At 63.7% G+C, this 25,561-nt stretch carries 18 protein-coding genes and 5 pseudogenes; 9 read left to right on the forward strand and 14 right to left on the reverse strand.

The features are described from left to right. Positions 1-708 (forward strand): annotated as a pseudogene (locus tag G3436_RS02000) (YciK family oxidoreductase); the annotation flags it as partial. A 2-nt stretch (positions 709-710) separates the two neighbouring features. Here G3436_RS02000 and G3436_RS02005 read toward each other — a convergent pair. The 7 genes and pseudogenes from G3436_RS02005 to G3436_RS02035 form a co-directional block, all read right to left on the reverse strand. Beyond that, the gene (locus G3436_RS02005; RefSeq protein WP_178116290.1) at positions 711-1,493 is read right to left on the reverse strand and encodes an iron-containing redox enzyme family protein; all 783 of its coding nucleotides are present in this window, start codon (positions 1,491-1,493) and stop codon (positions 711-713) included. A 59-nt stretch (positions 1,494-1,552) separates the two neighbouring features. Continuing rightward, a pseudogene (locus G3436_RS02010) lies at positions 1,553-3,997 on the reverse strand (EAL domain-containing protein). 123 nt (positions 3,998-4,120) lie between these two features. Then, a pseudogene (locus G3436_RS02015) lies at positions 4,121-5,952 on the reverse strand (ABC transporter ATP-binding protein). After that, a complete protein-coding gene (locus G3436_RS02020) occupies positions 5,945-6,577 on the reverse strand; it encodes a DsbA family protein (RefSeq protein WP_163940745.1) in 633 nt (210 codons plus the stop codon). Before G3436_RS02020 ends, G3436_RS02015 begins: the two are co-directional and overlap by 8 nt. Before the next feature lie 3 nt (positions 6,578-6,580). After that, positions 6,581-7,516 (reverse strand): oxygen-dependent tRNA uridine(34) hydroxylase TrhO, encoded by a 936-nt coding sequence (gene trhO, locus G3436_RS02025; RefSeq protein WP_163940747.1) that lies wholly within the window; start codon positions 7,514-7,516, stop codon positions 6,581-6,583. A 109-nt stretch (positions 7,517-7,625) separates the two neighbouring features. Beyond that, entirely contained in the window at positions 7,626-7,925 is a 300-nt protein-coding gene (locus G3436_RS02030) for a BolA family protein (RefSeq protein WP_043862666.1), read from the reverse strand. Positions 7,926-7,937: 12 nt separating this feature from the next. Continuing rightward, entirely contained in the window at positions 7,938-8,462 is a 525-nt protein-coding gene (locus tag G3436_RS02035; protein WP_163940749.1) for a DUF2059 domain-containing protein, read from the reverse strand. Between the two features lie 155 nt (positions 8,463-8,617). Between G3436_RS02035 and G3436_RS02040 the strand changes: the two genes are divergently transcribed. Next, the gene (locus G3436_RS02040; protein WP_163940751.1) at positions 8,618-10,012 is read left to right on the forward strand and encodes a class II fumarate hydratase; all 1,395 of its coding nucleotides are present in this window, start codon (positions 8,618-8,620) and stop codon (positions 10,010-10,012) included. Between the two features lie 24 nt (positions 10,013-10,036). Here the strand turns inward: G3436_RS02040 and pap are convergent. Continuing rightward, positions 10,037-11,526, reverse strand: a pseudogene (gene pap / locus G3436_RS02045) (polyphosphate:AMP phosphotransferase). 101 nt (positions 11,527-11,627) lie between these two features. Here pap and mnmC point away from each other — a divergent pair. The 5 genes from mnmC (at position 11,628) to G3436_RS02070 (ending at position 18,772) form a co-directional block, all read left to right on the forward strand. Beyond that, the gene (gene mnmC, locus G3436_RS02050; protein ID WP_163940753.1) at positions 11,628-13,649 is read left to right on the forward strand and encodes a bifunctional tRNA (5-methylaminomethyl-2-thiouridine)(34)-methyltransferase MnmC2/FAD-dependent 5-carboxymethylaminomethyl-2-thiouridine(34) oxidoreductase MnmC1; all 2,022 of its coding nucleotides are present in this window, start codon (positions 11,628-11,630) and stop codon (positions 13,647-13,649) included. Positions 13,650-13,735: 86 nt separating this feature from the next. Beyond that, entirely contained in the window at positions 13,736-15,523 is a 1,788-nt protein-coding gene (locus tag G3436_RS02055) for an N-acetylglutaminylglutamine amidotransferase (RefSeq protein WP_163940755.1), read from the forward strand. A gap of 3 nt (positions 15,524-15,526) precedes the next feature. After that, complete coding sequence (gene ngg / locus G3436_RS02060) at positions 15,527-17,272, forward strand: N-acetylglutaminylglutamine synthetase (protein WP_163940758.1); 1,746 nt, start codon at positions 15,527-15,529, stop codon at positions 17,270-17,272. 25 nt (positions 17,273-17,297) lie between these two features. Further along, positions 17,298-18,482, forward strand: coding sequence for an osmoprotectant NAGGN system M42 family peptidase (locus G3436_RS02065; RefSeq protein ID WP_163940761.1), 1,185 nt, complete (start codon positions 17,298-17,300; stop codon positions 18,480-18,482). A gap of 62 nt (positions 18,483-18,544) precedes the next feature. Next, on the forward strand, positions 18,545-18,772 hold the full coding sequence (locus G3436_RS02070; RefSeq protein ID WP_163940763.1) for a YheU family protein: 228 nt from the start codon (positions 18,545-18,547) through the stop codon (positions 18,770-18,772). Positions 18,773-18,777: 5 nt separating this feature from the next. Here G3436_RS02070 and csrA read toward each other — a convergent pair whose 3' ends face one another. The 3 genes and pseudogenes from csrA to G3436_RS02085 all read right to left on the reverse strand — a co-directional run bounded on the left by csrA (position 18,778) and on the right by G3436_RS02085 (position 20,287). Next, a complete protein-coding gene (gene csrA, locus G3436_RS02075) occupies positions 18,778-18,966 on the reverse strand; it encodes a carbon storage regulator CsrA (RefSeq protein ID WP_163940766.1) in 189 nt (62 codons plus the stop codon). A 125-nt stretch (positions 18,967-19,091) separates the two neighbouring features. Continuing rightward, positions 19,092-19,424 (reverse strand): YnfA family protein, encoded by a 333-nt coding sequence (locus G3436_RS02080; protein ID WP_163940777.1) that lies wholly within the window; start codon positions 19,422-19,424, stop codon positions 19,092-19,094. A 48-nt stretch (positions 19,425-19,472) separates the two neighbouring features. After that, positions 19,473-20,287, reverse strand: a pseudogene (locus G3436_RS02085) (SDR family oxidoreductase). A gap of 219 nt (positions 20,288-20,506) precedes the next feature. Here G3436_RS02085 and G3436_RS02090 point away from each other — a divergent pair. Continuing rightward, positions 20,507-20,659, forward strand: a complete 153-nt coding sequence (locus G3436_RS02090) for a DUF3309 family protein (protein WP_010224169.1) — start codon at positions 20,507-20,509, stop codon at positions 20,657-20,659. A gap of 48 nt (positions 20,660-20,707) precedes the next feature. Here G3436_RS02090 and G3436_RS02095 read toward each other — a convergent pair whose 3' ends face one another. From G3436_RS02095 to G3436_RS02105, 3 genes are all read right to left on the reverse strand, one after another. Continuing rightward, positions 20,708-22,366 (reverse strand): cation acetate symporter, encoded by a 1,659-nt coding sequence (locus G3436_RS02095; RefSeq protein WP_163940768.1) that lies wholly within the window; start codon positions 22,364-22,366, stop codon positions 20,708-20,710. After that, the gene (locus tag G3436_RS02100) at positions 22,363-22,674 is read right to left on the reverse strand and encodes a DUF485 domain-containing protein (RefSeq protein WP_163940770.1); all 312 of its coding nucleotides are present in this window, start codon (positions 22,672-22,674) and stop codon (positions 22,363-22,365) included. The genes G3436_RS02095 and G3436_RS02100 overlap by 4 nt, the downstream gene beginning before the upstream one ends. Before the next feature lie 192 nt (positions 22,675-22,866). After that, positions 22,867-23,715, reverse strand: a complete 849-nt coding sequence (locus tag G3436_RS02105) for a glycine betaine ABC transporter substrate-binding protein (protein ID WP_163940772.1) — start codon at positions 23,713-23,715, stop codon at positions 22,867-22,869. Positions 23,716-23,940: 225 nt separating this feature from the next. Between G3436_RS02105 and G3436_RS02110 the strand changes: the two genes are divergently transcribed. Next, a complete protein-coding gene (locus G3436_RS02110; RefSeq protein WP_163940775.1) occupies positions 23,941-25,494 on the forward strand; it encodes a glycoside hydrolase family 17 protein in 1,554 nt (517 codons plus the stop codon). Positions 25,495-25,561: the final 67 nt, after the last annotated feature.

The following is a 25,561-nucleotide window of genomic DNA, read 5'->3' on the forward strand; positions in this document are numbered from 1 at the left end:
AAGGCCGGGTCATCCTGGTCACCGGTGCCGGTCGCGGCATCGGCGGCAGCCGCTGCCCGGGCCTATGCCGCCCATGGCGCCACGGTACTGCTGCTGGGCAAGACCGAAGCCAACCTCACCGCTGTCTACGACGACATCGAAGCCGCCGGCCACCCGACCCCGGTGGTAGTGCCGTTCAACCTGGAAACCGCCCTGCCGCACCAGTACGACGAACTGGCAGTGATGGTCGAAAACGAATTCGGCCGCCTCGACGGCCTGCTGCACAACGCCTCCATCATCGGCCCGCGCACGCCGCTGGAACAGTTGTCGGGCGAGAACTTCATGCGCGTGATGCACATCAACGTGAACGCCATGTTCATGCTCACCAGCACCCTGCTGCCGCTGCTCAAGCTGTCGCAGGATGCCTCGGTGGTGTTCACCTCCAGCAGTGTCGGGCGCAAGGGCCGGGCCTACTGGGGCGCGTATGGCGTGTCCAAGTTTGCCACCGAGGGCCTGATGCAGACCCTCGCCGACGAACTGGAGAACGTCGCACCGGTACGTGCCAACAGCATCAACCCGGGTGCCACCCGCACCAGCATGCGCGCCCAGGCCTACCCGGCAGAAACCCCGGAGAACAACCCGCTGCCCGCCGAGATCATGCCGGTCTACCTGTACCTGATGGGCCCGGACAGCAAAGACGTCAACGGCCAGGCGCTCAACGCCCAGTAAGCCTAGATACCGACCAGGGCCGCACGCACCCGCGCGCCCTGGCGCGGCTCACCCTGCTCGGCCTTCTCCAACTGCAGGCAGCGCTCCAGGAACAGGAACTTGTAGTCGTAGCTCTTGCAGATCGCCCGGCGCAGTTCAGCCTGCAACGCCAGCGACGGGCTATTGCCGGCCAGCGTGCAGATGATCTCCAGCGCCTCCCAGGGGTGCGCGTCGTCATACTGGGCGTGCATCTTCAGCCACTTCATCGCACGCTTGCGGCCTTCTTCGGGGAAGCCCTCGGCGTAGTTGCCCGTGGAACACACCAGCGCCGCCCATTCCCCCGTAGCCCCCTCGATCGCGTAGTTGGTCGCCGCCATTGCCACGATCAGCGAGTCTGCCGCACAGGTGTGCCAGCACCAGTCGCTCAAGGCCTGCAACTCGGCCGGCACCTCCTGCGTCTGCAGGTCGTCCAGGCTTACGCCATGGGCCTGGGCCCAGTGCACCCAGTAGTCGGCATGGTTGAGCTCGACGCGGATATTGCGCATCAGCCAGCGGCGCGCCATGTCTTCGCCGGGGTGGCGGGCAAAACGGGTCTTGGTCAGGTTGTGTGCCATGTACAGCGAGAACTGCTCGACCACCGGCCAGCCGCCGATCAGGTACTGACGCATCGTGCGCGTACTCAACTGGCCGTCACGCATGCGCTGGTAGAGCTCGTGCCCCACGACCCGGCGCTTGCTCTGGCTGCAATCCTGAATCAGCTGCTGCGCCCACAGCGGGTAGCTTTCGGCATCCATCAATGGACCCATTCGAATAAACGAATCAATCACTTTCAGTTCCTCATTCCTTGTGATTTACAGTGTCCGGCTCAGCGAAACGTACCTGGCGCCTTGAACAGCAAAGGACGGGAGACGATCCGCCGACGTTGCAGGCTGTCGCAGGTGAAGACCTGTGGCCGCTCGATCAGGTACCCCTGTGCGTAATCGACACCGATCTCCTGCAGTGCCTGTTCGATCAGCGGTGTCTCGACAAACTCGGCAATGGTGCGCTTGCCCATCACATGGCCGATGTGGTTGATCACCTCGACCATGGCCCGGTTGATCGGGTCATCGAGCATGTCCTTGACGAAACTTCCGTCGATCTTCAGGAAGTCTACCGGCAAATGTTTCAAATATGCGAATGACGACATACCGGCACAGAAGTCATCCAGAGAAAACCGGCAGCCCAGGCCCTTCAATTCGTTGATGAAACGAATCGCACTGCCCAGGTTGGCAATCGCGCTGGTTTCGGTGATTTCGAAACAGATCATTTCCGGAGGAATGCCAAATTCGACAAACTGTCGTCGCAGGTACTCGAGAAACTTGTCGTCGCCAATGCTGCTGCCCGACAGGTTGATCGCACACATGGCCAGCGGCCCCTGGCGCCCCTCGTCCAGCGCCTGGCGAATCACCTGGAACACACTGTTCACCACCCAACGATCCAGTGCCGTCATCAGCCCGTAGCGCTCGGCGGCGGGGATGAAGCTGTCCGGCAGGATCATGCGGCCGCTTTCATCGTGCAGGCGCAGGAGTATCTCCAGGTGCCCACCAGTACTGTCGGTGCACCCAGCGCCGCGATTTCCTGGGCGTACAGGCAAAAGCGGTTTTCTTCCAGGGCGATGTGCAGGCGCTGATCCAGGCCATCTCGCCAAAGCGCATCGACAGTTCGGTATCGTCGGCGTGGTACACCTGCACACGGTTGCGGCCCTTTTCCTTGGCCATGTAGCACGCCATGTCCGCTGCCCGCAGCGACGCCTCCAGCGTGTTGGGGGCTTGCAGCAGGTGTACCAGGCCCACGCTCACGGTGGTCATGAACGGCCGCCCCTTCCACACGAAGTGCAGGCTCTGCACCGTCTGGCGCAGGCTCTCGGCAATCCGTTCGGCCTGCTCGGCGGCGCAGTTGGCCAGCAGGATGCCGAACTCGTCACCGCCCAGCCGCGCCAGTGTGTCGCCTTCGCGCAATTCGGCCTGCAACACCGCACAGATGTGACGCAGCAACTCGTCACCTGCCGCATGGCCACAGGTGTCGTTGACCAGCTTGAACTGGTCCAGGTCCAGGAACAGCAAGGAGTGCCGCCCCGGGTCTGCCAGCGCCTGCTCCAGCCGGTACTCGAATTCGCGGCGGTTGGCCAGGCCGGTCAGCGCATCGTGGGTGGCCTGCCACGACAGGTTGGCGATGTACTGGCGCTCCTGGGTCATGTCGTGCAACACCAGGACAACGCCGCTGACCCGCCCTTCGCTGATGATCGGCGCGCCGACCAGGGCGACCGACACGGTGCTGCCGTCCAGGCGCTGGATCAGCTTGGCATGCTCGCTGCCGCCCTTGAGCGCACCGTTGAGGATGTGCTCGGTCAGGGTCAGGCTGTCTTTTTCGGCATTCTCATCCAGCAGGCTGAACAACGCGGCCAGCGGCAACCCCTGCGCCTGCTCGCACGCCAATGGGTCAGTTGCTCGGCGGCCGGGTTCATGTAGGCGATGCAGCCCTCCACGTCAGTGGTGATCACCCCGTCGCCAATCGACTGCAGGGTGATCTGCGCCCGCTCCTTTTCCACCTGCAAGGCGCTGGCAAAGGCCTGGCGCTGCGCCAGCAACTTGTGCGAACGCATGCACGCCAGCACGATCAGAAACAGTGCGGTGGCCAGGTTGACCACCAGCAGCAGGCGCAACAGCATGCGCGAGCCCTCGCCCAGGGCATCGCTGAACGCCATGGCGGCTGGGGTCACACCATTGTTGATTGCGGCGATCCGATCTTTCCATGCGCTGATGGCCTGGGGGCTGACGTCGCCTGCCGTAATGCGCTGATGAATCTGGTTGGCCAGCGCATCGAGCTGCTGGAGGTAATCGTCGCCTACCGACCAGCGGTCGATGGCCCGCTCCAGGTAACTGACATGGCGAAAATTCAGGTACAGCCAGATGATACTGTCGATGTCGTCCGGGTGGTTACCACCCTTGAGGATGCCCTCACGCGCAGCCGGCAGGTCCGGTGGCTGACGGTCCAGCGCAACGCGCAGCTCGTGGCCACCCTGGGGCACGGCAATGGCCTGGCGATACTTCTGGTAGACCGCCTCGTCGCGGCTGTCGACGTACAAATTCAGAAAGTAGATCGCGTCTTTCTGGCCCTTGGACCACAGGCTTTCTCCCGCCACGTAGCCACGCACGGCCGAGAGTGCGTACAAACTCAGGCTGCCCAGCAATGCCTGGAACAGCACGACCGCCACAAAAGGCCAGATGATGCCCAACAACCTGGGCGCTTCGAGAGTCCGTTTTCGCTTCATGAGGTCCCTTGCAGCAATGCACAGCCCGATGAGTCTCATCCCGCACAGGAACAGCCTAGGCTATTTGCCATCAAGCCAACAGGCGAATGTGCACCTGTACAACAGTTGTACAGTAGAAGGCCCTCAGCTCTGTTGCAAATGCCCGTAGAGCTTGGCGTACAAACCGCCCTCGGCGATCAGTTGCTGGTGGTCGCCATCTTCGGCGACATGCCCGCCGTCAAACACCAGTACACGGTCGGCCTGTTTCACCGCAGAGAGGCGGTGCGCGATGATCAGCGTGGTGCGCGCACTGAGAAACCGGCTCAACGCCTGATGCAGGTTGTACTCGGTGGCGGCATCCAGTGCCGAGGTTGCCTCGTCGAGAATGACCACCTTGGGTTCGGCCAGTACCATTCGCGCAATCGCCAGGCGCTGACGCTGACCGCCGGAAAGGCGCACGCCAGAACGTCCGACCACGCTGTCCAGGCCCTGGGGCAATGCGGCAATGGTCGCGTCGAGCTGAGCGATGCGCAGCGCCTGCCAGCACGCTTCGTCGCTGCTGTCGCGCCCCATGGTGAGGTTGGCGCGCACGCTATCGTTGAACAGCGACGGATGCTGCAGCACCACGGCCACATGCTCGCGCAGGGTTTCCAGGCCGATTTCCTGCAGGGTCGAGCCGCCGAAGCGAATACTGCCGGCCTGGGCGCTGTACAAGCCCAGCAGCAGTTGCACCAGCGTGCTCTTGCCGCCGCCGCTGGCGCCGACGATCGCAACCTTTTCGCCCGGCGCGATCGACAGGTTCAACTGGTCGAGCACCGGCTCCTCTGCATAGCCGAACTTCAGGCCACGCACCTCGATACCCACGGTCGCCTGGCCCTGGAACGGGTCGGCACCTCCTGGGTACTGCGGCTCGTCATTGCGCGCCAGCAACTCGTTGAGCCGGCTCAGCGCGCCGCCAGCGCGTAATAGGCATACTGCAGGTTGAGCAGTTGCTCGACCGGGCCGATCATGAACCACAGGTAGCTGAACACCGCGAGCATCTGGCCGATGCTCAGGTCCGAGAACAGCACGGTGAGCATGGCGGCGGCGCGAAAGATATCGATGCCGAACTGGAACAGCAGGCCGCTGGCTCGCCCGCTGGCATCGCTTTTCCATTGCGAGGCCACCGCGTAGTTGCGCACTTCCTGGGCGCGCATGCCCAACCGGCCAAGGAAATAGCCCTGGCGGTTGCTGGCGCGGATTTCCTGGATGGCATCCAGGGTTTCCGTCAGCGCCTGGGTAAAACGCGAGGTACTGTCGTTTTCCAGCTTCTTGAGGTGCTTGACCCGCTTGCCCAGTTGCACCGTGGCAAAGATCACCAGCGGATTGAACAGCAGGATCAGTAGCGCCAATTGCCAGTGCATCCACAACAGGATGGCCGACGTGCCAGCCAAGGTCAGCATGGCCACCAGGAAGCGGCTGAGGGTTTCCCCGACAAACTTGTCGAGGGTATCCAGGTCGGTGACCAGGTGCGTGGTGACCGTGCCGCTGCCCAGGCTTTCGTATTCGCTCAACGAAATACGCTTGAGCCGCTCGATCAGGCGGATGCGCAAGCGGTACACGATGTCCTTGGCCAGGCCGGCGAACAGCTTGGCCTGCACCACATTGAAGGCCAGCGCCGCGCACCGCAGGGTCAGGGTGAATGCCAGCATCAGGCCGATATAGCCGGCGGCCACTTGCCAACTGGTGGGCAGGAACTGGTTCATCCACTTCAATGCGCCATCGCCGTGCCCCAGCAGCACCTCGTCCACCAGCAACGGCAGCAACAGCGGGATCGGCACGCTGCACAGGGCCGCCAGCACGGCGACGCCATTGGCGATCCACAGGGCTTTTTTATGGTGCTGCGCCAGGCGCCGGATCTCGGCCCAGCTCAAACGGTCCACAGGCACGGGCGCAGGCCCGGGCACCGGGTCGGGTGAGCCCGGCACGTCAAGCATGGGCGCTGTGCTCCAGCCAGCGGCCCAGCAACGGTTGCAATGCATCCAGTGCCTGGTAGCCATTGGTCAGCAACGCCAGTTGGCCATTGCGCTCGGCAAGCAAGGTCGGGAAGCCGGCGATGCCCAGGTCCTGTACCCAGGTGAAGTCCGCCGCCGTGGTGGCGCGGGTATCGCTGCTGTTGAAAGCGTCGGCGAATGCGCCGCGGTCGAACCCGGCCCGCTCGGCCAGCTCGACCAGCTTGGGTGCCAGGGTCACGTCCTCGCCACGCTGGTAGAACGCCTGCTGAATCAGGCCCAGCAGCCCCCAGGCAGCCTGCGCATCGAGGCTGCGCGCAGCGACCAGCGCCCGGCACGCAGGCTCGGTGTCATACACAAACCCCTCGGGCATCGCACCCTCCAGCTGGAACGGCTGGCCGGTGGCCTGGTTGACCGCCTGCCAGTGTTCGAGAATATAGCGCCGGGTCGAGGCATCCAGGGCACTGCTGCCCGAGCGCAAGCCGCCCGGCACCAGGTGAGTCTCGACCCCGGCGTCACGCGCCTGCCCGATCAGGGCCGCAGCCACGGGTGCGAAACCCCAGCACCACGAGCACATCGGGTCCATTACATAGAGCAGGCGAGCGGTCATCCATCACACCTCGGCTTTGCGGTAGTTGTGGCCGATCGGATGCGGCAGGTTGCGGGCCTTGGCCAGTTCGATCTGCTTCTGCCGATCGATGGCACTGCGCCGGGTTTTCTCGCTCAGGCTGTCCCAGCAATGCGGGCAGCTGATACCGGGCGAATAGTGCTCGCTGGCACGCTCTTGCACGCTGATCGGGGTACGGCAGGCGTGGCACTGGTCGTAGTCGCCTTCGCTGAGGTCGTGACGCACGGTCACGCGGTTGTCGAACACGAAGCAGTCGCCCTGCCAGCGCGATTCCTGCTGCGGCACCTCTTCGAGGTACTTCAGAATGCCACCCTTAAGATGATAGACGGCTTCAAAACCCTCGCCGAGCATATAGCTGGAGGCCTTCTCGCAGCGGATGCCGCCGGTGCAGAACATCGCCACTTTCTTGTGCCTGGCCGGGTCGAAGTTGGCCTTGATGTACTCGGGAAACTCGCGAAAGGTGGTGGTCTTGGGGTCGATGGCGCCCTCGAAGGTACCGATCGCCACTTCATAATCGTTACGGGTGTCGATCAGCAGCACTTCGGGGTCGCTGATCAGCGCGTTCCAGTCCTGCGGCTCGACGTAGGTCCCGACCTTGTGGTTCGGGTCCACCCCCGGTACCCCGAGGGTGACGATCTCTTTCTTGAGCTTGACCTTGGTGCGGTAGAACGGTTGCTCGTCGCAATACGACTCTTTGTGGTCGACATCGATCAGGCGCGCGTCGCTGCGCAGCCAGGCCAACAGGCCGTCGATGCCCTCGCGGGTGGCCGACACGGTGCCGTTGATGCCTTCTTCGGCCAGCAGCAGGGTGCCCTTGACGCCATTGCGTTCCATGGCCTCGAGCAGCGGCTCGCGCAGCTCGACGTAATCTTTCAGGGTGACGAACTTGTACAGCGCCGCCACGACGATCGGTTGGGTCATGCGTTGATTCTCCAGGTGGTCACCCTCGCAAAGGGCGGACCGGGTCGACAATAAAAAACGCGCCGACAGGCGGCGCGTTGCGGATTCTAGCAAAAACCTGAAAGGGATTTCAGTGTTTGCTGCCTCCGGCGCAGGTCGGCGAGGCCGGCGCACTGCCCACCTTCTGCCATTCCTGCGGGGTGTAGGTGTGCAGGGCCAGGGCATGGAACTGCCCCATCAGGTCACCCAGGGTGGCGTAGACCTTCTGGTGCCGCTTGACGCTGTTCAACCCGTCGAACTGTTCGCTGACCAGCACGGCCTTGTAGTGGGTCTGCTGACCGCGGCTGTGCATGTGGCTCTCGTCGAGCACCTCAAGGTGCTGCGGGGCGAGGGCCGCCAGGCTCTGCTCGATTTTCTGCTGCATCGACATGCGCGGCTCCGCTTACGGTTTCTTGGCCGGGGCGGCCTTGCCGGCGGACGGGTCCAGTTCGTTGGTCATGTCGGCCAGCAACTTGTTGACCACCGGCACCGCGCTTTCCAGCTTCTGCTGGGTCAGCTGGGCCGACTGCTGGGTGACCGCAGGCATTTTCTCCAGGACTTTCTTGCCCAGTGGCGACTGATAGAAGGCGACCAGGTCCTTGAGCTCGCTTTCGCTGAAGGTGCTGGTGTACAGCTTGACCATGTCAGGCTTGAGCTTGTTCCAGCCGATGGCCTGGTCCAGCGCGGCATTGGCCTTGGCCTGGTAGGTATCGAGCACGGCCTTTTTGCTGGCCGGGGCCTTGGTCTGCTCGAAGCGCTGGGCAAACATCTGCTGCACTTGCATGTAGACCGGGGTACCCAGCTTGTCGGCGTGCGCCATCACCAGGAATTTTTCGGCGCTGGCGTTGTGGCTGGCGGTATCGGCAAGTGCCTGGCCGCTGGCGCAGACCAGCGCGACAGCCGTGCAGAGGGCGCGAAGACGGGTCATCGAAATTCCTTAAATAAAAAAAGAGGGCGTACCCAGAGTAGAGCATTCTGCGCCGAGTGGGGCAGCCTGCTCAAGTGCGACGACAGGCAATGGAACCGCCATGTCGAATCAGGGCCTAAACTGCGCAAACAAGCCATTAATGGAGTGCGTACCGCATGAGCCGTATCGAAACTGACAGCCTGGGCCCGGTCGAAGTTCCTGACGAGGCTTACTGGGGTGCACAAACCCAGCGCTCGCTGATCAACTTTGCCATCGGCAGGCAACGCATGCCGCTGGCGGTACTGCATGCCCTGGTGCTGATCAAGAAGGCGGCGGCGCGGGTCAACGACCGCAACGGCGACCTGCCGGCCGAGATCGCCCGCCTGATCGAGCAAGCCGCCGACGAAGTGCTGGGCGGCGAACACGACGAGCAGTTCCCCCTGGTGGTCTGGCAGACCGGCAGCGGTACCCAGAGCAACATGAACGCCAACGAAGTGCTCGCCGGGCGCGCCAACGAGCTGGCCGGCAAGGGCCGTGGCGGCAAGGCGCCGGTGCACCCCAACGACCACGTCAACCGCTCGCAGAGCTCCAACGACTGCTTCCCCACGGCCATGCACATCGCCGCGGCGCAGGCAGTACAGCACCAGTTGCTGCCGGCCATCGCCGAACTGTCGGCGGGCCTGGCCGAGCTGTCGCTACGCCACCAGCACCTGGTCAAGACCGGGCGCACCCATATGATGGACGCCACCCCCATCACCTTTGGCCAGGAAGTCTCGGCGTACGTGGCCCAGCTCGACTATGCCCAGCGCGCGATTCGCGCGGCGCTGCCGGCGGTGTGCGAGCTGGCCCAGGGCGGTACTGCGGTGGGCACCGGGCTGAATGCGCCGCAGGGCTTTGCCGAAGCAATTGCCGCAGAACTGGCAGCCTTGTCGGGGTTGCCGTTCGTCACCGCACCGAACAAATTTGCCGCATTGGCCGGGCATGAACCGCTGGTGACCCTGGCCGGTGCGCTGAAAACCCTCGCGGTAGCCCTGATGAAGCTGGCCAATGACCTGCGCCTGCTCAGTTCCGGGCCGCGCACCGGGCTGGCCGAAGTGCGCCTGCCAGCCAACGAGCCGGGCAGCTCGATCATGCCGGGCAAGGTCAACCCGACCCAGTGCGAGGCGCTATCGATGCTGGCGTGCCAGGTGCTGGGCAACGACGCGACGATCGGCATTGCCGCGAGCCAGGGCCACTTGCAACTGAACGTGTTCAAACCGGTGATCATCCACAACCTGCTGGAATCGATCGAGTTGCTGGCCGATGGTTGCCGCAACTTCCAGCAGCATTGCGTGGCGGGCATCGAGCCGGACGCGGCGCAGATGGCCGAACACCTGGAGCGTGGCTTGATGCTGGTGACGGCATTGAACCCCCATATCGGCTATGACAAGTCGGCGGAGATTGCCAAGAAGGCCTATGCCGAAGGCCGCACGCTACGCGAGGCGGCGCTGGCGCTGGGGTACCTGAGCGACGCGCAGTTCGATGAGTGGGTCAGGCCGGAGCAGATGCTGGAGGCGGGTGGCAAGGGCTGAGGTTGCCAGCGAAGAGGCCAGTGACTACTTCTTGTCTTTCTTGAACGCCGCTTCCAGCGCCTCATTGATCGTGCGCAGCACCTTCACCCGCGCCCAGCGCTTGTCGTTGGCTTCCACCAGCGTCCAGGGCGCCACTTCGGTACTGGTGCGATCGACCATGTCCCCCACCGCCTCGGCATACGCGCCCCACTTCTCGCGGTTGCGCCAGTCTTCCTCGGTGATCTTGAAGCGCTTGAACGGGATCTGCTCGCGTTCCTGAAAACGCTCCAGCTGGTCTGCTCGTCGATCGACAGCCAGAACTTCACCACCACCACGCCGGCATTGTGCAGTTGCTCTTCGAAATCGTTGATCTCGCCGTAGGCGCGCATCCAGTCCGCCGTACTGCAAAAACCCTCGACCCGCTCCACCAGTACGCGCCCATACCAGGAGCGATCAAACACGGTGAACTTGCCGCGTGCCGGCACATGGCGCCAGAACCGCCACAGGTAGGGCTGCGCCCGCTCTTCTTCGGTCGGCGCGGCAATCGGCACGATGCGGTACTGGCGCGGGTCCAGCGCGGCCGCCACACGCCGGATCGCCCCGCCCTTGCCTGCGGCATCGTTGCCCTCGAATACCGCCACCAGGGCATGGCGACGCATGCGCTTGTCGCGCAGCAGGCCGGCCAGGCGCGCCTGCTCGGTGATCAGCTGTTCCTGATAGTCGTTCTTGTCCAGGCGCAACGTCATGTCCAGGCTGCCCAGCAGACTGCGCTCGTCGATCGCCTCGCCCAGCGGCGCGATGTGCGTCTGGCGCCCCACCTCCTTGGCCTTCAAGGCATTCTGCAAGCCCTCCAGCAGAATACGCCCCACCGCCAGGCTGCGGTAATGCGGGTCGACCCCCTCAATCACATGCCAGGGCGCATAGTCGCGGCTGGTGCGGCGCAGCACACGCTCGCCGAAACGCACGAAACGGTCGTAGGTTTCGGACTGCTGCCAGTCCAGCGGGCTGATCTTCCAACTGTGCAGCGGGTCATCCTTGAGCGACTTGAGGCGCGCCTTCATCTGCTTCTTGGACAAATGGAACCAGAACTTGAAGATCAGCGCGCCTTCGTCGCACAGCATCTCCTCAAGGCGTTCGGCCCCGCTGATCGCCTGGTCGAGCACCGCATCCTTGAACTGGCCATGCACGCGGCCCTGCAGCATCTGGCTGTACCAGTTGCCAAAGAACACGCCCATGCGCCCCTTGCCCGGCAGCGCTCGCCAGTAGCGCCAGGCCGGTGGGCGGGCCAGCTCTTCGTCGGTCTGCTGGTCGAAGGTGCGCACCTCGATCAGGCGCGGGTCCATCCATTCGTTGAGCAGCTTGACCGTCTCGCCCTTGCCTGCCCCTTCGACCCCGTTGATCAGCACGATCACCGGAAAACGGGCCTGCTGCTTGAGTTCGAACTGGGCCTCCAGCAGGGCTTCGCGCAGCGCCGGCACTTCGGCGTCGTAGGTGTCTTTGTCGATGGCGTGACCAATTTCGGCGGATTCGAACATACCAGGGCTCCCTTCTTGGATAAGCAAGACTAGCGGATCGCGCAGCGCTTTGTCGCAAGGTGATCGGCTAGAATGCCGGACCCGCTGTTGCCGAGCCGATCATGACCGACACCCCCGCTACCCCGACCCAGTACGCCCAGATCGACTGGGACGCACAAGGCCGCCCGCATTCGCGTCAGTACGACGACATCTATTTCTCCAAGGAACAGAGCCTGGAGGAAACCCGCCATGTGTTCATCGAGCAGAACGACCTGCGCCAGCGCTTCGCCGCGCTGGCCGAGGGCGCCTGCCTGGTCATCGGCGAAACCGGCTTCGGCACCGGCCTGAACTTTTTCTGCGCCTGGCAAGAGTTTGCGGCGCATGCCCCCACTGGGGCCCGCCTGCATTTCGTCAGTGTCGAGAAGTACCCACTGAACCACGCCGACCTGAGCAAGGCGCTGGCCCTGTGGCCAGAGCTGACACCGTTCAGCCAGCCGCTGCTCAGGCAGTACGTGGCGGTGCATGAAGGTTTTCAGCAGTTTGTGTTCGAGCAGGGCCGGGTGACCCTGACCCTGATGATCGGCGATGCACAGCAACAGCTGGCACAACTCGATGCGCCCATCGATGCCTGGTTTCTCGACGGCTTCGCGCCGGCCAAGAACCCCGACATGTGGACGCCCGAACTGTTCGCCCAACTGGGCCGCCTGGCGGCCCCCGGTGCCACGCTGGGCACCTTCACCAGCACCGGCTGGGTACGTCGCGGGCTGATCGCCGTAGGCTTCAGGATGAAGCGCATCCCGGGCATCGGCAAAAAGTGGGAAGTGCTGCGCGGTGCATTCATCGGCTGGCCCGAGGAGCAACCTGCAGCGGCAACGATCGCCCCCTGGTATCAACGCCCTGCCCCGCTGCCAGGGCCACGTGAAGCGCTGGTGATCGGCGCCGGCCTGGCCGGTTGTGCAACGGCTGCCAGCCTTGCCGCACGCGGCTGGAAGGTACGCGTGCTGGAGCGCCACGACGCCCCCGCACGCGAAGCCTCGGGCAACCCGCAAGGGGTGCTTTACCTGAAGCTCTCGGCCCACGGCACCGCCTTGTCGCGGCTGATCGTCAGCGGCTTTGGCTACACCCGTCGCCTGCTGGAACACTTGCAGCGTGGCACCGACTGGGACGCTTGCGGCGTACTGCAACTGGCCTTCGATGCCAAGGAAGACCATCGCCAGGCGCAACTGAGCCAAGCATTCAGCAGCACGTTGCTGCAACGCCTGGACACCGCGCAGGCCGAGGCACGGGCAGGCGTGGCGCTGGCCAGCGGCGGCCTGTATTACCCCGAAGGCGGCTGGGTGCACCCGCCGGCGCTGTGCCAATGGCAGTTGCACCACCCCAACATCGAGTTGCTGCCCCACCACGAGGTCGTGCAATTGCGCAAGGTCGACGGGCTGTGGCAAGCCTGGGACGGCGAGCGACTGCTGGCCAGCGCGCCGCTGGTGGTACTGGCCAGCGCCGCCGAGATCCACCGCTTCGAACCCTGTGCCGAGCTACCGCTCAAGCGCATTCGCGGGCAGATCACCTGCTTGCCGGCTACCGCCGCCAGCCAGGCACTGAGCAGCGTGGTGTGCGCCGACGGCTATGTTGCGCCGCCGAGGTTGGGCGAGCACACCCTGGGCGCCAGCTTCGACTTCCACAGCACCAACCTTGCCCCCACGGCTGCCGAGCATCGGAGCAACCTGGGCCTGCTGCGCGACATTTCTGCCGACCTGGCCGAACGCCTCGACGCCGAGGCCCAGGACCCTGCCCTGCTGCAAGGGCGCGCCGCCTTTCGCTGCACCAGCCCTGACTACCTGCCGATTGTCGGGCCACTGGCTGACAAGGCCGCGTTCAACCAGGTCTATGCGCAATTGGCCAAGGATGCGCGCCAGCTTCCAGCGCTTGCCTGCCCGTGGCTGGAAGGACTGTACATCAACAGCGGCCACGGCTCGCGGGGCCTGATCACCGCGCCCCTGGCTGGCGAACTGCTGGCCGCCTGGGTCGACAATGCGCCGCTGCCGGTACCCCGCAGCGTGGCCGAAGCCTGCCACCCGAATCGCTTCATGCTGCGCGAACTGATACGCGGCAAAGGCAGGCAGGGCAAAACGCTTATAACAGATTGATCTAAAACTCACAGGATCCGCACCGGTCAGTTCCTATGTGCCCGATTTCAGGGCACCTTCCCCAACGGAAAAACCGGTAAGGACTTATGTGCGGATTAGCTGGAGAGTTTCGTTTCACCCCTGTAGCCACCCCACCACGCCCGGCGAACCTCGCCGCGGTCGAGCGGATAACCCATCACCTGGCGCCTCGCGGCCCGGATGCGTGGGGCTTCCATAGCCAGGGGCCGATTGCCCTGGGCCATCGACGCCTGAAGATCATGGACCTGTCCGACGGCTCGGCGCAGCCCATGGTCGACAGCCAACTGGGCCTGTCGCTGGCGTTCAACGGCGCCATCTATAACTTCCCGGAGCTGCGCAGCGAGCTGGAAAGCCTCGGCTATGCGTTCTATTCGGACGGTGACACCGAAGTGCTGCTCAAGGGCTACCACGCCTGGGGTGCCGAGCTGCTGCCGCGCCTGAACGGCATGTTCGCCCTGGCGATCTGGGAACGCGACAGCCAGCAGCTGTTCCTGGCCCGCGACCGCCTGGGCGTGAAGCCGCTGTACCTGTCGCGCACCGGCGAACGTCTGCGCTTCGCTTCCAGCCTGCCGGCGCTGCTCAAGGGCGGCGACATCGACCCCATGCTCGACCCAGTGGCGCTCAACCACTACCTGAACTTCCATGCGGTGGTGCCTGCGCCGCGTACCTTGCTGGCCAACATCGAGAAGCTGCCACCGGCCACCTGGATGCGCATCGATGCCCAGGGCCGCTGCGAGCAGCACGTGTGGTGGAACCTGCACTATGGCCCGCGCACCGACGAACAGCACCTGAGCCTGGAAGACTGGCGCGACCGCGTGCTCGACAGCACCCGTGAAGCCGTCGCGATTCGCCAGCGCGCCGCGGTGGATGTCGGCGTGCTGCTGTCGGGCGGTGTCGACTCGAGCCTGCTGGTGGGGTTGCTGCGCGAAGCCGGCGTCGACGACCTGTCGACCTTCTCGATCGGCTTTGAAGACGCTGGCGGCGAACGCGGCGACGAGTTCCAGTACTCCGACCTGATCGCCCGGCACTACGGCACCCGCCATCACCAGTTGCGCATCGACGAGCGTGAAATCATCGAACAGTTGCCGGCCGCCTTTCGCGCCATGAGCGAACCGATGGTCAGCCACGACTGCATTGCCTTTTACTTGTTGTCGCGCGAAGTGGCCAAGCACTGCAAGGTGGTGCAGAGCGGCCAGGGCGCCGATGAACTGTTCGCCGGCTACCACTGGTACCCGCAGGTGGACGGCGCGCAGGATCCGTATGCGGCCTACCGCGATGCATTCTTCGACCGCAGCCTGGCCGAGTACCGCGACACCGTGCAGCCTGGCTGGCGCGTGGAAAACGATGCGGCCGGCGACTTCGTGCGCCAGCACTTCGCCCAGCACGGCGCCAGCGCCGCAGTGGACAAGGCGTTGCGCCTGGACAGCACGGTGATGCTGGTGGACGACCCGGTCAAACGGGTCGACAACATGACCATGGCCTGGGGCCTGGAGGCCCGTACACCGTTCCTCGACTACCGCCTGGTGGAGCTGTCGGCGCGTATTCCGGCGCAGTTCAAGCTACCCGATGGCGGCAAGCAGGTACTCAAGGAAGCCGCGCGCCTGGTCATCCCCAGCGAAGTCATCGACCGCAAGAAGGGCTATTTCCCGGTACCCGGCCTCAAGCACCTGCAAGGCGCCACGCTGGATTGGGTGCGCGAGCTGCTGCTGGACCCGAGCCAGGACCGTGGCCTGTTCCAACCGGCCATGCTCGACCGCCTGCTCAGCGACCCGCATGGCCAACTGACGCCATTGCGCGGTTCCAAACTGTGGCAACTGGCCGCGCTGAACCTGTGGCTCAGCGAACAAGGAATCTGATCGATGAAAGCCCATGCCTCACCCTATGGCCAGCGCCTGTTGCGCGGCCAGGTGCCGTCTTACGAGCGCCTGCAGGCACAACTGGCCGGCGACGGCAGCGAGCCGCACGACCAGCCGCGTTCACTGCACTGCGGCTGGGGTCGGCTGCTGATCGGCCACACCTACCCCGACCCGGCCAGCCTGGCCGCCGCGCTGGCCCAGGAACAACCCGGCGAGCGCGACATCGCGCTGTATGTGGCTGCCCCGCAACAGGTCCTGGCGCAGGCGCCGCAGCAACTGTTCCTCGACCCCTCCGACACCCTGCGCCTGTGGTTCAGCGACTACCGCCAGGCCCAGCGGGTGTTCCGTGGCTTTCGCATTCGCCGGGCGCAGAACGACCGCGACTGGGCAGCCATCAACCACCTGTATGTAGCGCGCGGCATGCTGCCGGTCGACCCGGCGCTGATCACCCCACGCCATCTGGGCGGGCCGGTGTACTGGCTGGCCGAAGACGAACACAGTGGTGCGGTGATCGGCAGCGTGATGGGCCTGAACCACCACAAGGCGTTCGACGACCCGGAGCACGGCAGCAGCCTCTGGTGCCTGGCCGTAGACCCCAACTGCACCCGGCCCGGGGTCGGTGAAGTGCTGGTGCGCCACCTGATCGAGCACTGCATGAGCCGCGGCCTCAGCCATCTGGACCTGTCGGTGTTGCACGACAACCGCCAGGCCAAGCGGCTGTACGCCAAGCTCGGTTTTCGCAACCTGCAGACCTTCGCGATCAAGCGCAAGAACGGCATCAACCAGCCGCTGTTCCTCGGCCCTGGCCCGCAGGCCGGGCTCAACCCCTATGCACGGATCATCGTCGACGAAGCCTACAAGCGCGGCATCGACGTACAGGTCGACGATGCCGATGCGGGCCTGTTCACCCTTAACCATGGCGGGCGCCGGGTGCGCTGTCGTGAATCGCTCAGTGACCTGACCAGCGCCGTGAGCATGGCCTTGTGCCAGGACAAGAGCCTGACCCACAAGGTGCTCGAAAAAGCCGGGTTGAGCCTGCCGGCGCAACAACTGGCTGGTAACGCCGCCGATAACCTGGCGTTTCTCGACGACCACGGCGCAGTGGTGGTCAAGCCGCTGGACGGTGAGCAAGGCAACGGTGTGGCCGTCAACCTGACCACCCTGGACGAATTGACTGCTGCCATCGAACAGGCCCGCCGGTTCGACAGCCGCGTGCTGCTGGAGAGCTTTCACCAGGGCCTGGACCTGCGCATCGTGGTGATCGGTTTCGAGGTGGTCGCGGCGGCCATCCGCCACCCGGCGTCGATCACCGGCGATGGCCAGCACACTGTCGGCGCACTGATCGAGGCCCAGAGCCGTCGTCGCCAAGCCGCCACCGGCGGCGAAAGCAAGATCCCGCTGGACGGCGAAACCGAGCGCACGCTGCAGGCCGCCGGCGTCGACTACAGCACCGTGCTGGCGGCCGGCCAGCACCTGGCGGTGCGGCGTACCGCCAACCTGCACACCGGAGGCTGCCTGGAGGATGTCACTGCACGCCTGCACCCGACCCTGGCCGAAGCCGCCGTGCGCGCCGCCCGCGCCCTGGACATTCCGGTCGTCGGGCTGGACCTGATGGTCGCAGCCGCCGACCAGCCCGACTACGTGTTCATCGAGGCCAACGAACGGGTCGGCCTGGCCAACCACGAACCGCAACCCACTGCCGAACGCTTCGTCGACCTGCTGTTCCCCCACAGCCGGCCAGCGCTGTAGCCAGACGAAGCCTTGAGGAGCCCGCATGCCCGAGAAACTGCCCGAACCCGACCTCAACTACCTGCAAAAGGTCCTGCTGGAGATGCTCGCCATCCCCAGCCCCACTGGCTTCACCGACACCATCGTGCGTTATGTGGCCGAACGCCTGGAAGAACTGGGCATCCCCTTCGAACTGACGCGGCGCGGCACCATCCGCGCCACCCTCAAGGGCCGCAAGAGCTCCCCTGACCGCGCCGTGTCGGCGCATTTGGACACCATCGGCGCCAGCGTTCGTACCCTGCAGGACAACGGCCGCCTGGGCCTGGCACCGGTAGGCTGCTGGTCCAGCCGTTTCGCCGAAGGCAGCCGTGTGAGCGTGTTTACCGACACCGGCGTGTTTCGTGGCAGCGTGTTGCCACTGATGGCCAGCGGGCATGCCTTCAACACCGCCGTCGACCAGATGCCGGTGAGCTGGGAGCATGTCGAACTGCGCCTGGACGCCTACTGCACCACCCGCGCCGACTGCGAGACGCTGGGCATCGGCATCGGTGACTTCGTGGCCTTCGACCCGTTGCCCGAGTTCACCGAAAGCGGCCACATCAGTGCCCGCCACCTGGATGACAAGGCCGGCGTGGCCGCCCTGCTCGCCTCGCTCAAAGCCATTGTCGAAAGCGGCATCCAGCCGCAGATCGACTGCCACCCGTTGTTCACCATTACCGAGGAAACCGGCTCAGGGGCCGCAGCAGCGCTGCCGTGGGACGTGAGTGAGTTCGTCGGCATCGACATCGCCCCCGTGGCACCGGGGCAACACTCCAGCGAACATGCCGTGAGCGTAGCCATGCAGGACTCGGCCGGCCCCTACGACTATCACCTGTCGCGCCACCTCCTGAGCCTGGGGCGCGAGCACGGGCTGCCGGTACGCCGCGACCTGTTTCGCTACTATTTCAGCGACGCGCACTCGGCGATCACCGCCGGCCACGATATCCGCACCGCCTTGCTGGCATTTGGTTGCGATGCCACCCACGGCTACGAGCGTACCCACATCGACAGCCTGGCGGCCCTTAGCCGCCTGCTCAGCGCCTACCTGCTCAGCCCGCCGGTATTTGCCAGCGACTCCAAGCCCACCGGCAGTTCGCTGGAGAGCTTCAGCCATCAGCTCGAACATGACGCACAGATGGAAAGCGATACTCGGGTACCGGCGGTCGACAGCCTGCTCGGGCAAAAAGGCTAGCCACACACAGGGAGGGTTTCGCGTAGCATGTGCGAAACCTTTTCTGATGTTGTGCTTTTTCTATGTTGATTCCCTACGACCAGCTCGAAGCCGAAACCCTGACCCGCCTGATCGAAGATTTCGTCACCCGCGACGGCACCGACAATGGTGACGATACCCCGCTGGAAACCCGCGTCCTGCGGGTTCGCCAGGCGTTGGCAAAGGGCCAGGCGTTCATCCTGTTCGACCTGGAGAGCCAGCAGTGTCAATTGCTGGCCAAGCACGATGTACCGCGTGAGCTGCTCGACTGAGCGGATCAGCCGCCGTGCCCGGTCTTGCCCAGATGTTCGGCAATGCGCCGATAGATTTCGGCACGGTGCACTTCGACGTCCCGTGGCGCACTGATACCGAAACGTACGGTGCTCCCATCAACCGCCAGCACCTTGATCTTGATGTCGTCATCGATGGTGATGACTTCTCCGACTTCACGGCCTATGACCAGCATTCTCCAATCCTCCACATAAGGGGAAACTGGAGACTGAACGGGGTGCTGAAACGGTTCAATGCTCTGACACGCAAATAGACCGTTCCTACAAGCCATAAAGACACCGCCTACAAGCTCCTACTGCCTCAGCTGTTTTGCAGGCGCGGTCCTACCACGATGATGGTGGCACCGATCACACACAGCAGCGCGCCGAGCCAGTCACTGCCCAGCGGGCGTGCACGCTCGATCAGGGCCAGCCACAGCAGTGACGTGACAATGTAGATACCGCCATACGCGGCGTACGCGCGCCCGGCGTAGGCTGCTTCGACACGGGTCAGCAACAGCCCGAACAGGGTCAGGCTGAGCAGCGCCGGTGCGATCCACCAGCCGCTCTTGCCCAGCCGCAACCACATGTAGAAGGCGTAGCAGCCGGCGATCTCGAACACCGCAGCAAGAAAGAACCACCCATAATTGATCACGTTCACCGCCCGCCTGCGCAAAAGCGCCAAGCATACCGCAGCTGCGCCTCAGGTCGCTGCCGGGCGGCCCTTGGCGCGCATCCGGCTGGCCATGTCCGTCATCTCGTCATACAGCGCCTGCGGGTTGTGCTGCTTGAGCTGCCAGGCCTGGCGGCCTTGCTCATGGGGCAGGATCAGAAACTCGCCGCGTGCCACCTGCTCATAGATATACGCAGCAATATCGCTGGCGCTGATGGGCGAGCTTTCCAGCAACTTGCCGACCTGTGCCTTCATGGCCGGCGTGGGGCCGCGAAACGAGTCGAGCAGGTTGGTCTGGAAGAACGACGGGCACACCACATGCACCGCCACCTCCTGTTGGCGCAGCTCGACCAGCAGGCTCTCGGACAGCGCCACCACGCGGCCTTGGCCACGTTGTAGTTGCTCATGGCCGGGCCTTGCATCAGCGCAGCCATCGACGCGATGTTGATGATGCGCCCCTTGCTGCGCTCGAGCAGTGGCAGGAAGGCCTTGCAGCCCTTGACCACGCCCATCAGGTTGATCGCGATCTGCCAGTCCCAGTCCTCCAGTGACAGCTCGGCAAAGAAGCCGCCCGAGGCGACCCCGGCGTTGTTGACGATGACATCGATCCCCCCGAGTTTTTCGTCGCAGGCCTGGGCCAACGCGGTGAGCTGGCTGTAGTCGCGCACGTCGCAGCGCTGGGTGAAACCATCGCCGCCTGCCTCGCGCACCAGGGCCAGGGTGTGTTGCAAGCCGGGCTCATTGACATCGCTCAGCGCCAGCTGCCAGCCCTCGCGGGCCCAGCGCAGGGCAATTTCGCGGCCCAGGCCCGAGCCGGCGCCAGTGATCATCATGCGATTGTGCATACACGGATGCCTTGTTGCTGAAGGTGAAGGCCAGTGTAGCGAAGCCCCCGACGCGGCCCACGCTGTATCAGCTTGCTGAATAACGCAGGCAAACACACAACGAACTAAACTTTCGCTTGCCTGTGGGAGTCCGAATTAACAGGCGGGCATGAATCGCATGTCCGAAGAGATGGATCGCTACTGAACGCCAACTACCGTACTCAATAAAAGGACTCTGCCATGGGCACCATACTTATCATCATCCTGATTCTGCTGTTGATCGGTGGCTTACCCGTGTTCCCGCACTCCAGAAGTTGGGGTTATGGCCCGTCAGGCATCATTGGTACCGTGCTGATCATTCTGTTGATCCTGTTGTTGCTCGGCAAGATATAGCGCAGACCAAAAAAAACGGCCCGAAGGCCGTTTTTTTACGCCGCACGTTTAGTGCGAAACTGCACCACTTGCCCCCAGGCCAGTCTGCGAACGCACAAACTGCGGGAAGAACAGCGCACGCTCTTCATCGGCGGCCTTGGACTTGTCGGTGATCGAGAAGAACCAGATACCGACAAACGCAATCAGCATCGAGAACAGCGCCGGGTACTCGTACGGGAAGATAGCCTTCTCGTGACCCAGGATCTGCACCCAGATGGTCGGGCCGAGCACCATCAGGCCCACGGCACTCACCAGGCCCAGCCAGCCACCCACCATGGCACCACGGGTGGTCAGTTTCTTCCAGTACATCGAAAGCAGCAGTACCGGGAAGTTGCAGCTGGCTGCGATCGAGAACGCCAGGCCGACCATGAACGCGATGTTCTGGCTTTCGAACAGAATGCCCAGGCCGATGGCCAGCACACCCAGTGCGATGGTGGTGATCTTCGACACGCGGATTTCATCCTTGTCGTTGGCCTTGCCCTTGCGCCATACGCTGGCATACAGGTCGTGGGACACCGCCGACGCACCGGCCAGGGTCAAGCCGGCAACCACTGCCAGGATGGTGGCGAACGCCACGGCCGAAATGAAGCCCAGGAAGATACTGCCACCGACCGCATCGGCCAGGTGCACAGCGGCCATGTTGTTACCGCCCAGCAAGGCGCCTGCGGCATCCTTGAAGTCCGGGTTGGTGCTCACCAGCAGAATCGCGCCGAAACCGATGATGAAGGTCAGGATGTAGAAGTAGCCGATGAAACCGGTTGCATACAGCACGCTCTTGCGCGCTTCCTTGGCATCGCTCACGGTGAAGAAGCGCATCAGGATGTGCGGCAGGCCGGCAGTACCGAACATCAGCGCCAGGCCCAGCGAGAACGCGGAAATCGGATCTTTGACCAGGCCGCCCGGGCTCATGATCGCTTCACCTTTGGGGTGAACCTTGATCGCCTCGGAGAACAGCGCACTGAAGTCGAAGTTGACGTGCTTCATTACCATCAGCGCCATGAAGCTGGCGCCCGACAGCAGCAGCACCGCCTTGATGATCTGTACCCAGGTGGTCGCGAGCATGCCGCCGAACAGCACGTACATGCACATCAGGATACCCACCAGGATCACTGCCACATGGTAGTCCAGGCCGAACAGCAGCTGGATCAGCTTGCCGGCACCGACCATCTGCGCGATCAGGTAGAACGCCACCACCACCAGCGAGCCCGAGGCCGACAGGGTGCGGATCTGTTTTTGCCCCAGGCGGTAGGACGCCACGTCGGCAAAGGTGTATTTACCCAGGTTGCGCAGGCGCTCGGCGATCAGGAACAGAATGATCGGCCAGCCCACCAGGAAGCCGATCGAGTAGATCAGACCGTCATAACCGGAGGTGTACACCAGCGCGGAAATACCCAGGAAAGACGCTGCCGACATATAGTCGCCGGCAATCGCCAGGCCGTTCTGGAAGCCGGTAATGCGACCGCCCGCAGCGTAGTAGTCAGAGGCAGACTTGTTGCGCTTGGACGCCCAGTAGGTGATGCACAGGGTGGCACCGACGAAAGCGACGAACATCAGGATCGCCGAAACGTTGAGGGGTTGCTTGTGCACCTCGCCGGTCAGGGCGTCGGCGGCCCAGACGGCAGGCGCAAACGCGCCAAAGGCCAGTGTTGCCAGTAGACGCCGGATCATTGCTGAGCCTCCTTCAGAATCGCGTTGTTCAGCTCATCGAACTCACCATTGGCACGACGTACGTAAATGCCGGTCAGGACGAAGGCCGAGACGATCAGGCCGACACCCAGGGGGATGCCCCAGGTAATCGAGGAGTCAGGGCTGATCTTGGCACCCAGTACCTGGGGGCCATAGGCAATCAACAGGATGAAAGCGGCGTAAAGCCCGAGCATGATCGCCGAAAGAATCCAGGCGAATCGTTCCCGTTTTGACACCAGCTCCTTGAACCGCGGGCTGTTTTGTATCGAGAGATAAATGCTGTCGTTCATTGTTTTTGTCCTCGCAGCACAGATTAGGTAGTACCCACTCCACTTTATGCTGCCTTGGGACGCACTCCAGACGACCTTAGTCTTAGATGTAAAACTCTTTTACAGCCTCTGTAACAGCCGCCAACGACAAAGGCCGCGCGATCGAGAACGACCACGCGGCCCTGGAAGGCGCAAGATAGAGGCATCAGGCCATTACTTGGCGATCCATTCGGCGACGCGCTCGGGGTGTTTGGCGACCCAGTCCCTGGCCGCGGCGTCAGGCTTTGCGCCCTCTTGAATGGCCAGCATGACCTCGCCGATCTCGTCCTTGGACTGCCACGAGAACTTCTTCAGGAACGCCGCCACTTCCGGCGCCTTGCCCTCAAGCTGTTTGCTGCCGATGCTGTTGACGGTTTCGGCGGCGCCGTACACACCTTTGGGGTCTTCAAGAAAGCGCAGCTTCCACTTGGCAAACATCCAGTGCGGTACCCAGCCGGTGACTGCGATCGACTGTTGCTTGGCGTACGCACGCCCGAGTTCCGAGGTCATCGCCGCGCCCGAGCTGGCCTGCAACTTGTAGCCAGTGAGGTCGTAGTCCTTGATTGCCTGGTCGGACTTGAGCATGACACCAGAGCCGGCATCGATGCCGACAATCTTTTTCTTGAAGCTGTCATCGGTCTTCAGGTCGCCGATCGACTGCGCCTTGACGTACTCGGGGACAATCAGACCGATCTTGGCATCCTTGAAGTTAGGCCCGTAGTCGACGACGTTGTCCTTGTTTTTGTTCCAGTATTCGCCATGGGTCACCGGTAGCCAGGCCGACAGCATGGCGTCGAGTTTGCCGGTGGCCACCCCCTGCCACATGATGCCGGTGGCCACCGGCATCAGCTTGACGTCATAACCGAGCTTCTGCTTGATCACTTCAGCTGCCACATGGGTCGTCGCCACACTGTCGGACCACCCATCGACGTAGCCGATGCTTACTTCCTTGGCCATCGCCATGCTGGTGCTCATGGCCAGTAACAGGGCGCTGCTCGCCCCCAGGAGTCGTCGCATTTTCATCAAAGCATCCCCTCGTCACGTCACGGAAGCTGCATCATCAACCGACGCTGCGGGGCAACCTGCTCTGGCAGCGACGTTGAAACATCGAGAAACGACAGCACAAACCCAAGCACCTCGGCGCGGCACGGGTTTGCGCACTACCCGCTCGAACTTTGCATGCCTGCGCGCTGGCAGGCGGAATTTGCAGGTAGTATGGGCCGCTTTGCATCCTGACCGGTCCGATCCATGCCCCTGACTGCCCGCTTCCCGTTGCTGCCTTATCTGTTTGCCTGCCTGTTCGGCCTGCTTGCGCTGGGAGGGGTATGGTACGGCCTGGGCAAACCGGTGCTGCTACCCGATGCGGCCAGCGCCACGCACAAGCTGCAATGCGCCTCGTACACCCCGTTCGACAAGGACCAGTCGCCGTTCGACCAGCCGTTCAAGCTGCGCCTGGAACGCGTCGACGCCGACCTTGCGCTGCTCGCGCAGCGTTTCGAGTGCATCCGTACCTACTCCATGACTGGCCTCGAAGCGATCCCGCAACTGGCGCGCAAGCATGGCCTCAAGGTGATGTTCGGCGCCTGGGTGAACGCCAACCCGGTGGATACCGACAAGGAAATCAGGGCGTTGATTGCCACCGCCAATGCCAACCCGGACATCACCCGCGCGGTGATCGTGGGCAACGAGGTACTGCTGCGCAAGGAAGTCACGGGCGATCACCTGGCCGAGCTGATTCGCCAGGTCAAAAGCCAGGTGCAGGTACCGGTGACTTACGCCGATGTGTGGGACTTCTGGCTGCAGCACCCGCAGATCGAACCTCAGGTCGACTTCCTCACCATCCACCTGCTGCCGTACTGGGAAGACGAGCCCAGGGGCATCGACGATGCACTCGCGCACGTGGGCGAGATTCGCCAGGTGTTTGGCAAGCGTTTTGCGCCCAAGGACGTCCTGATCGGCGAAACCGGCTGGCCCAGTGAAGGGCGCCAGCGTGAGACGGCCCTGCCCAGCCCGGTCAACGAGGCGCGTTTCATTCGCGGCTTTGTGGCCATGGCCGAGCAGCAGGGCTGGCACTACAACCTGATCGAAGCCTTCGACCAGCCGTGGAAGCGTGCCAGTGAAGGTGCAGTGGGCGGTTACTGGGGGTTGTACGACGCCAACCGTCACGACAAGGGGGTGCTTGAAGGGCCGGTCAGCAACCTGAGCCTGTGGCCGCAATGGCTGGGCATCGGCGTGCTGCTGTTTGCCATCACACTCGTGCTGGCCGGCCCGGTACGCGGTGTGCGGGCGGGCATTGCGCTGCCGCTGCTGGCGGCGCTGGGCGCAGCGTGCCTGGGGTTGTGGGGCGAGCTGGTGCGGGTCAACAGCCGCTTTGTCGAAGAGTGGGTATGGGCGCTGTTGCTGGCGGGTTTGAACCTGCTGGTGCTGGCGCATGGCGCCCTGGCCATGGCGCAGCGCAGTGGCTGGCGTGAGCGCTTGTTCGTCTGGCTTGAGGCGCGGGCGGGCTGGTGGGTAATGGCGGCGGGCTTCGCTGCAGCGGTGAGCATGCTGGCGTTGGTATTCGACCCGCGCTACCGCAGCTTCCCGAGTGCAGCCCTGGTGCTGCCGGCAGTGGTCTACCTGCTGCGTCCGGTACCGGTGGCGCGTGCAGAAGTGGCGTTGCTGACGTTCATCGTCGGTGCGGGGATTGCGCCACAGTTGTACATCGAGGGGTTGAGCAGCCAGCAGGCGCTGGTGTGGGCGCTGGTCAGCGCGGGGATGGTGGCGGCGCTGTGGCGTTGCTTGCGGGTAAGGCAAGCCTGAGCCCTGGCGGCTGCTTCGCAGCCTTCGCTGGCAAGCCAGCTCCCACGGGTTCTCTACAGGCCGCAAG

The sequence above is a fragment of the Pseudomonas brassicae genome, assembly GCF_010671725.1.
GTDB lineage: Bacteria > Pseudomonadota > Gammaproteobacteria > Pseudomonadales > Pseudomonadaceae > Aquipseudomonas > Aquipseudomonas brassicae.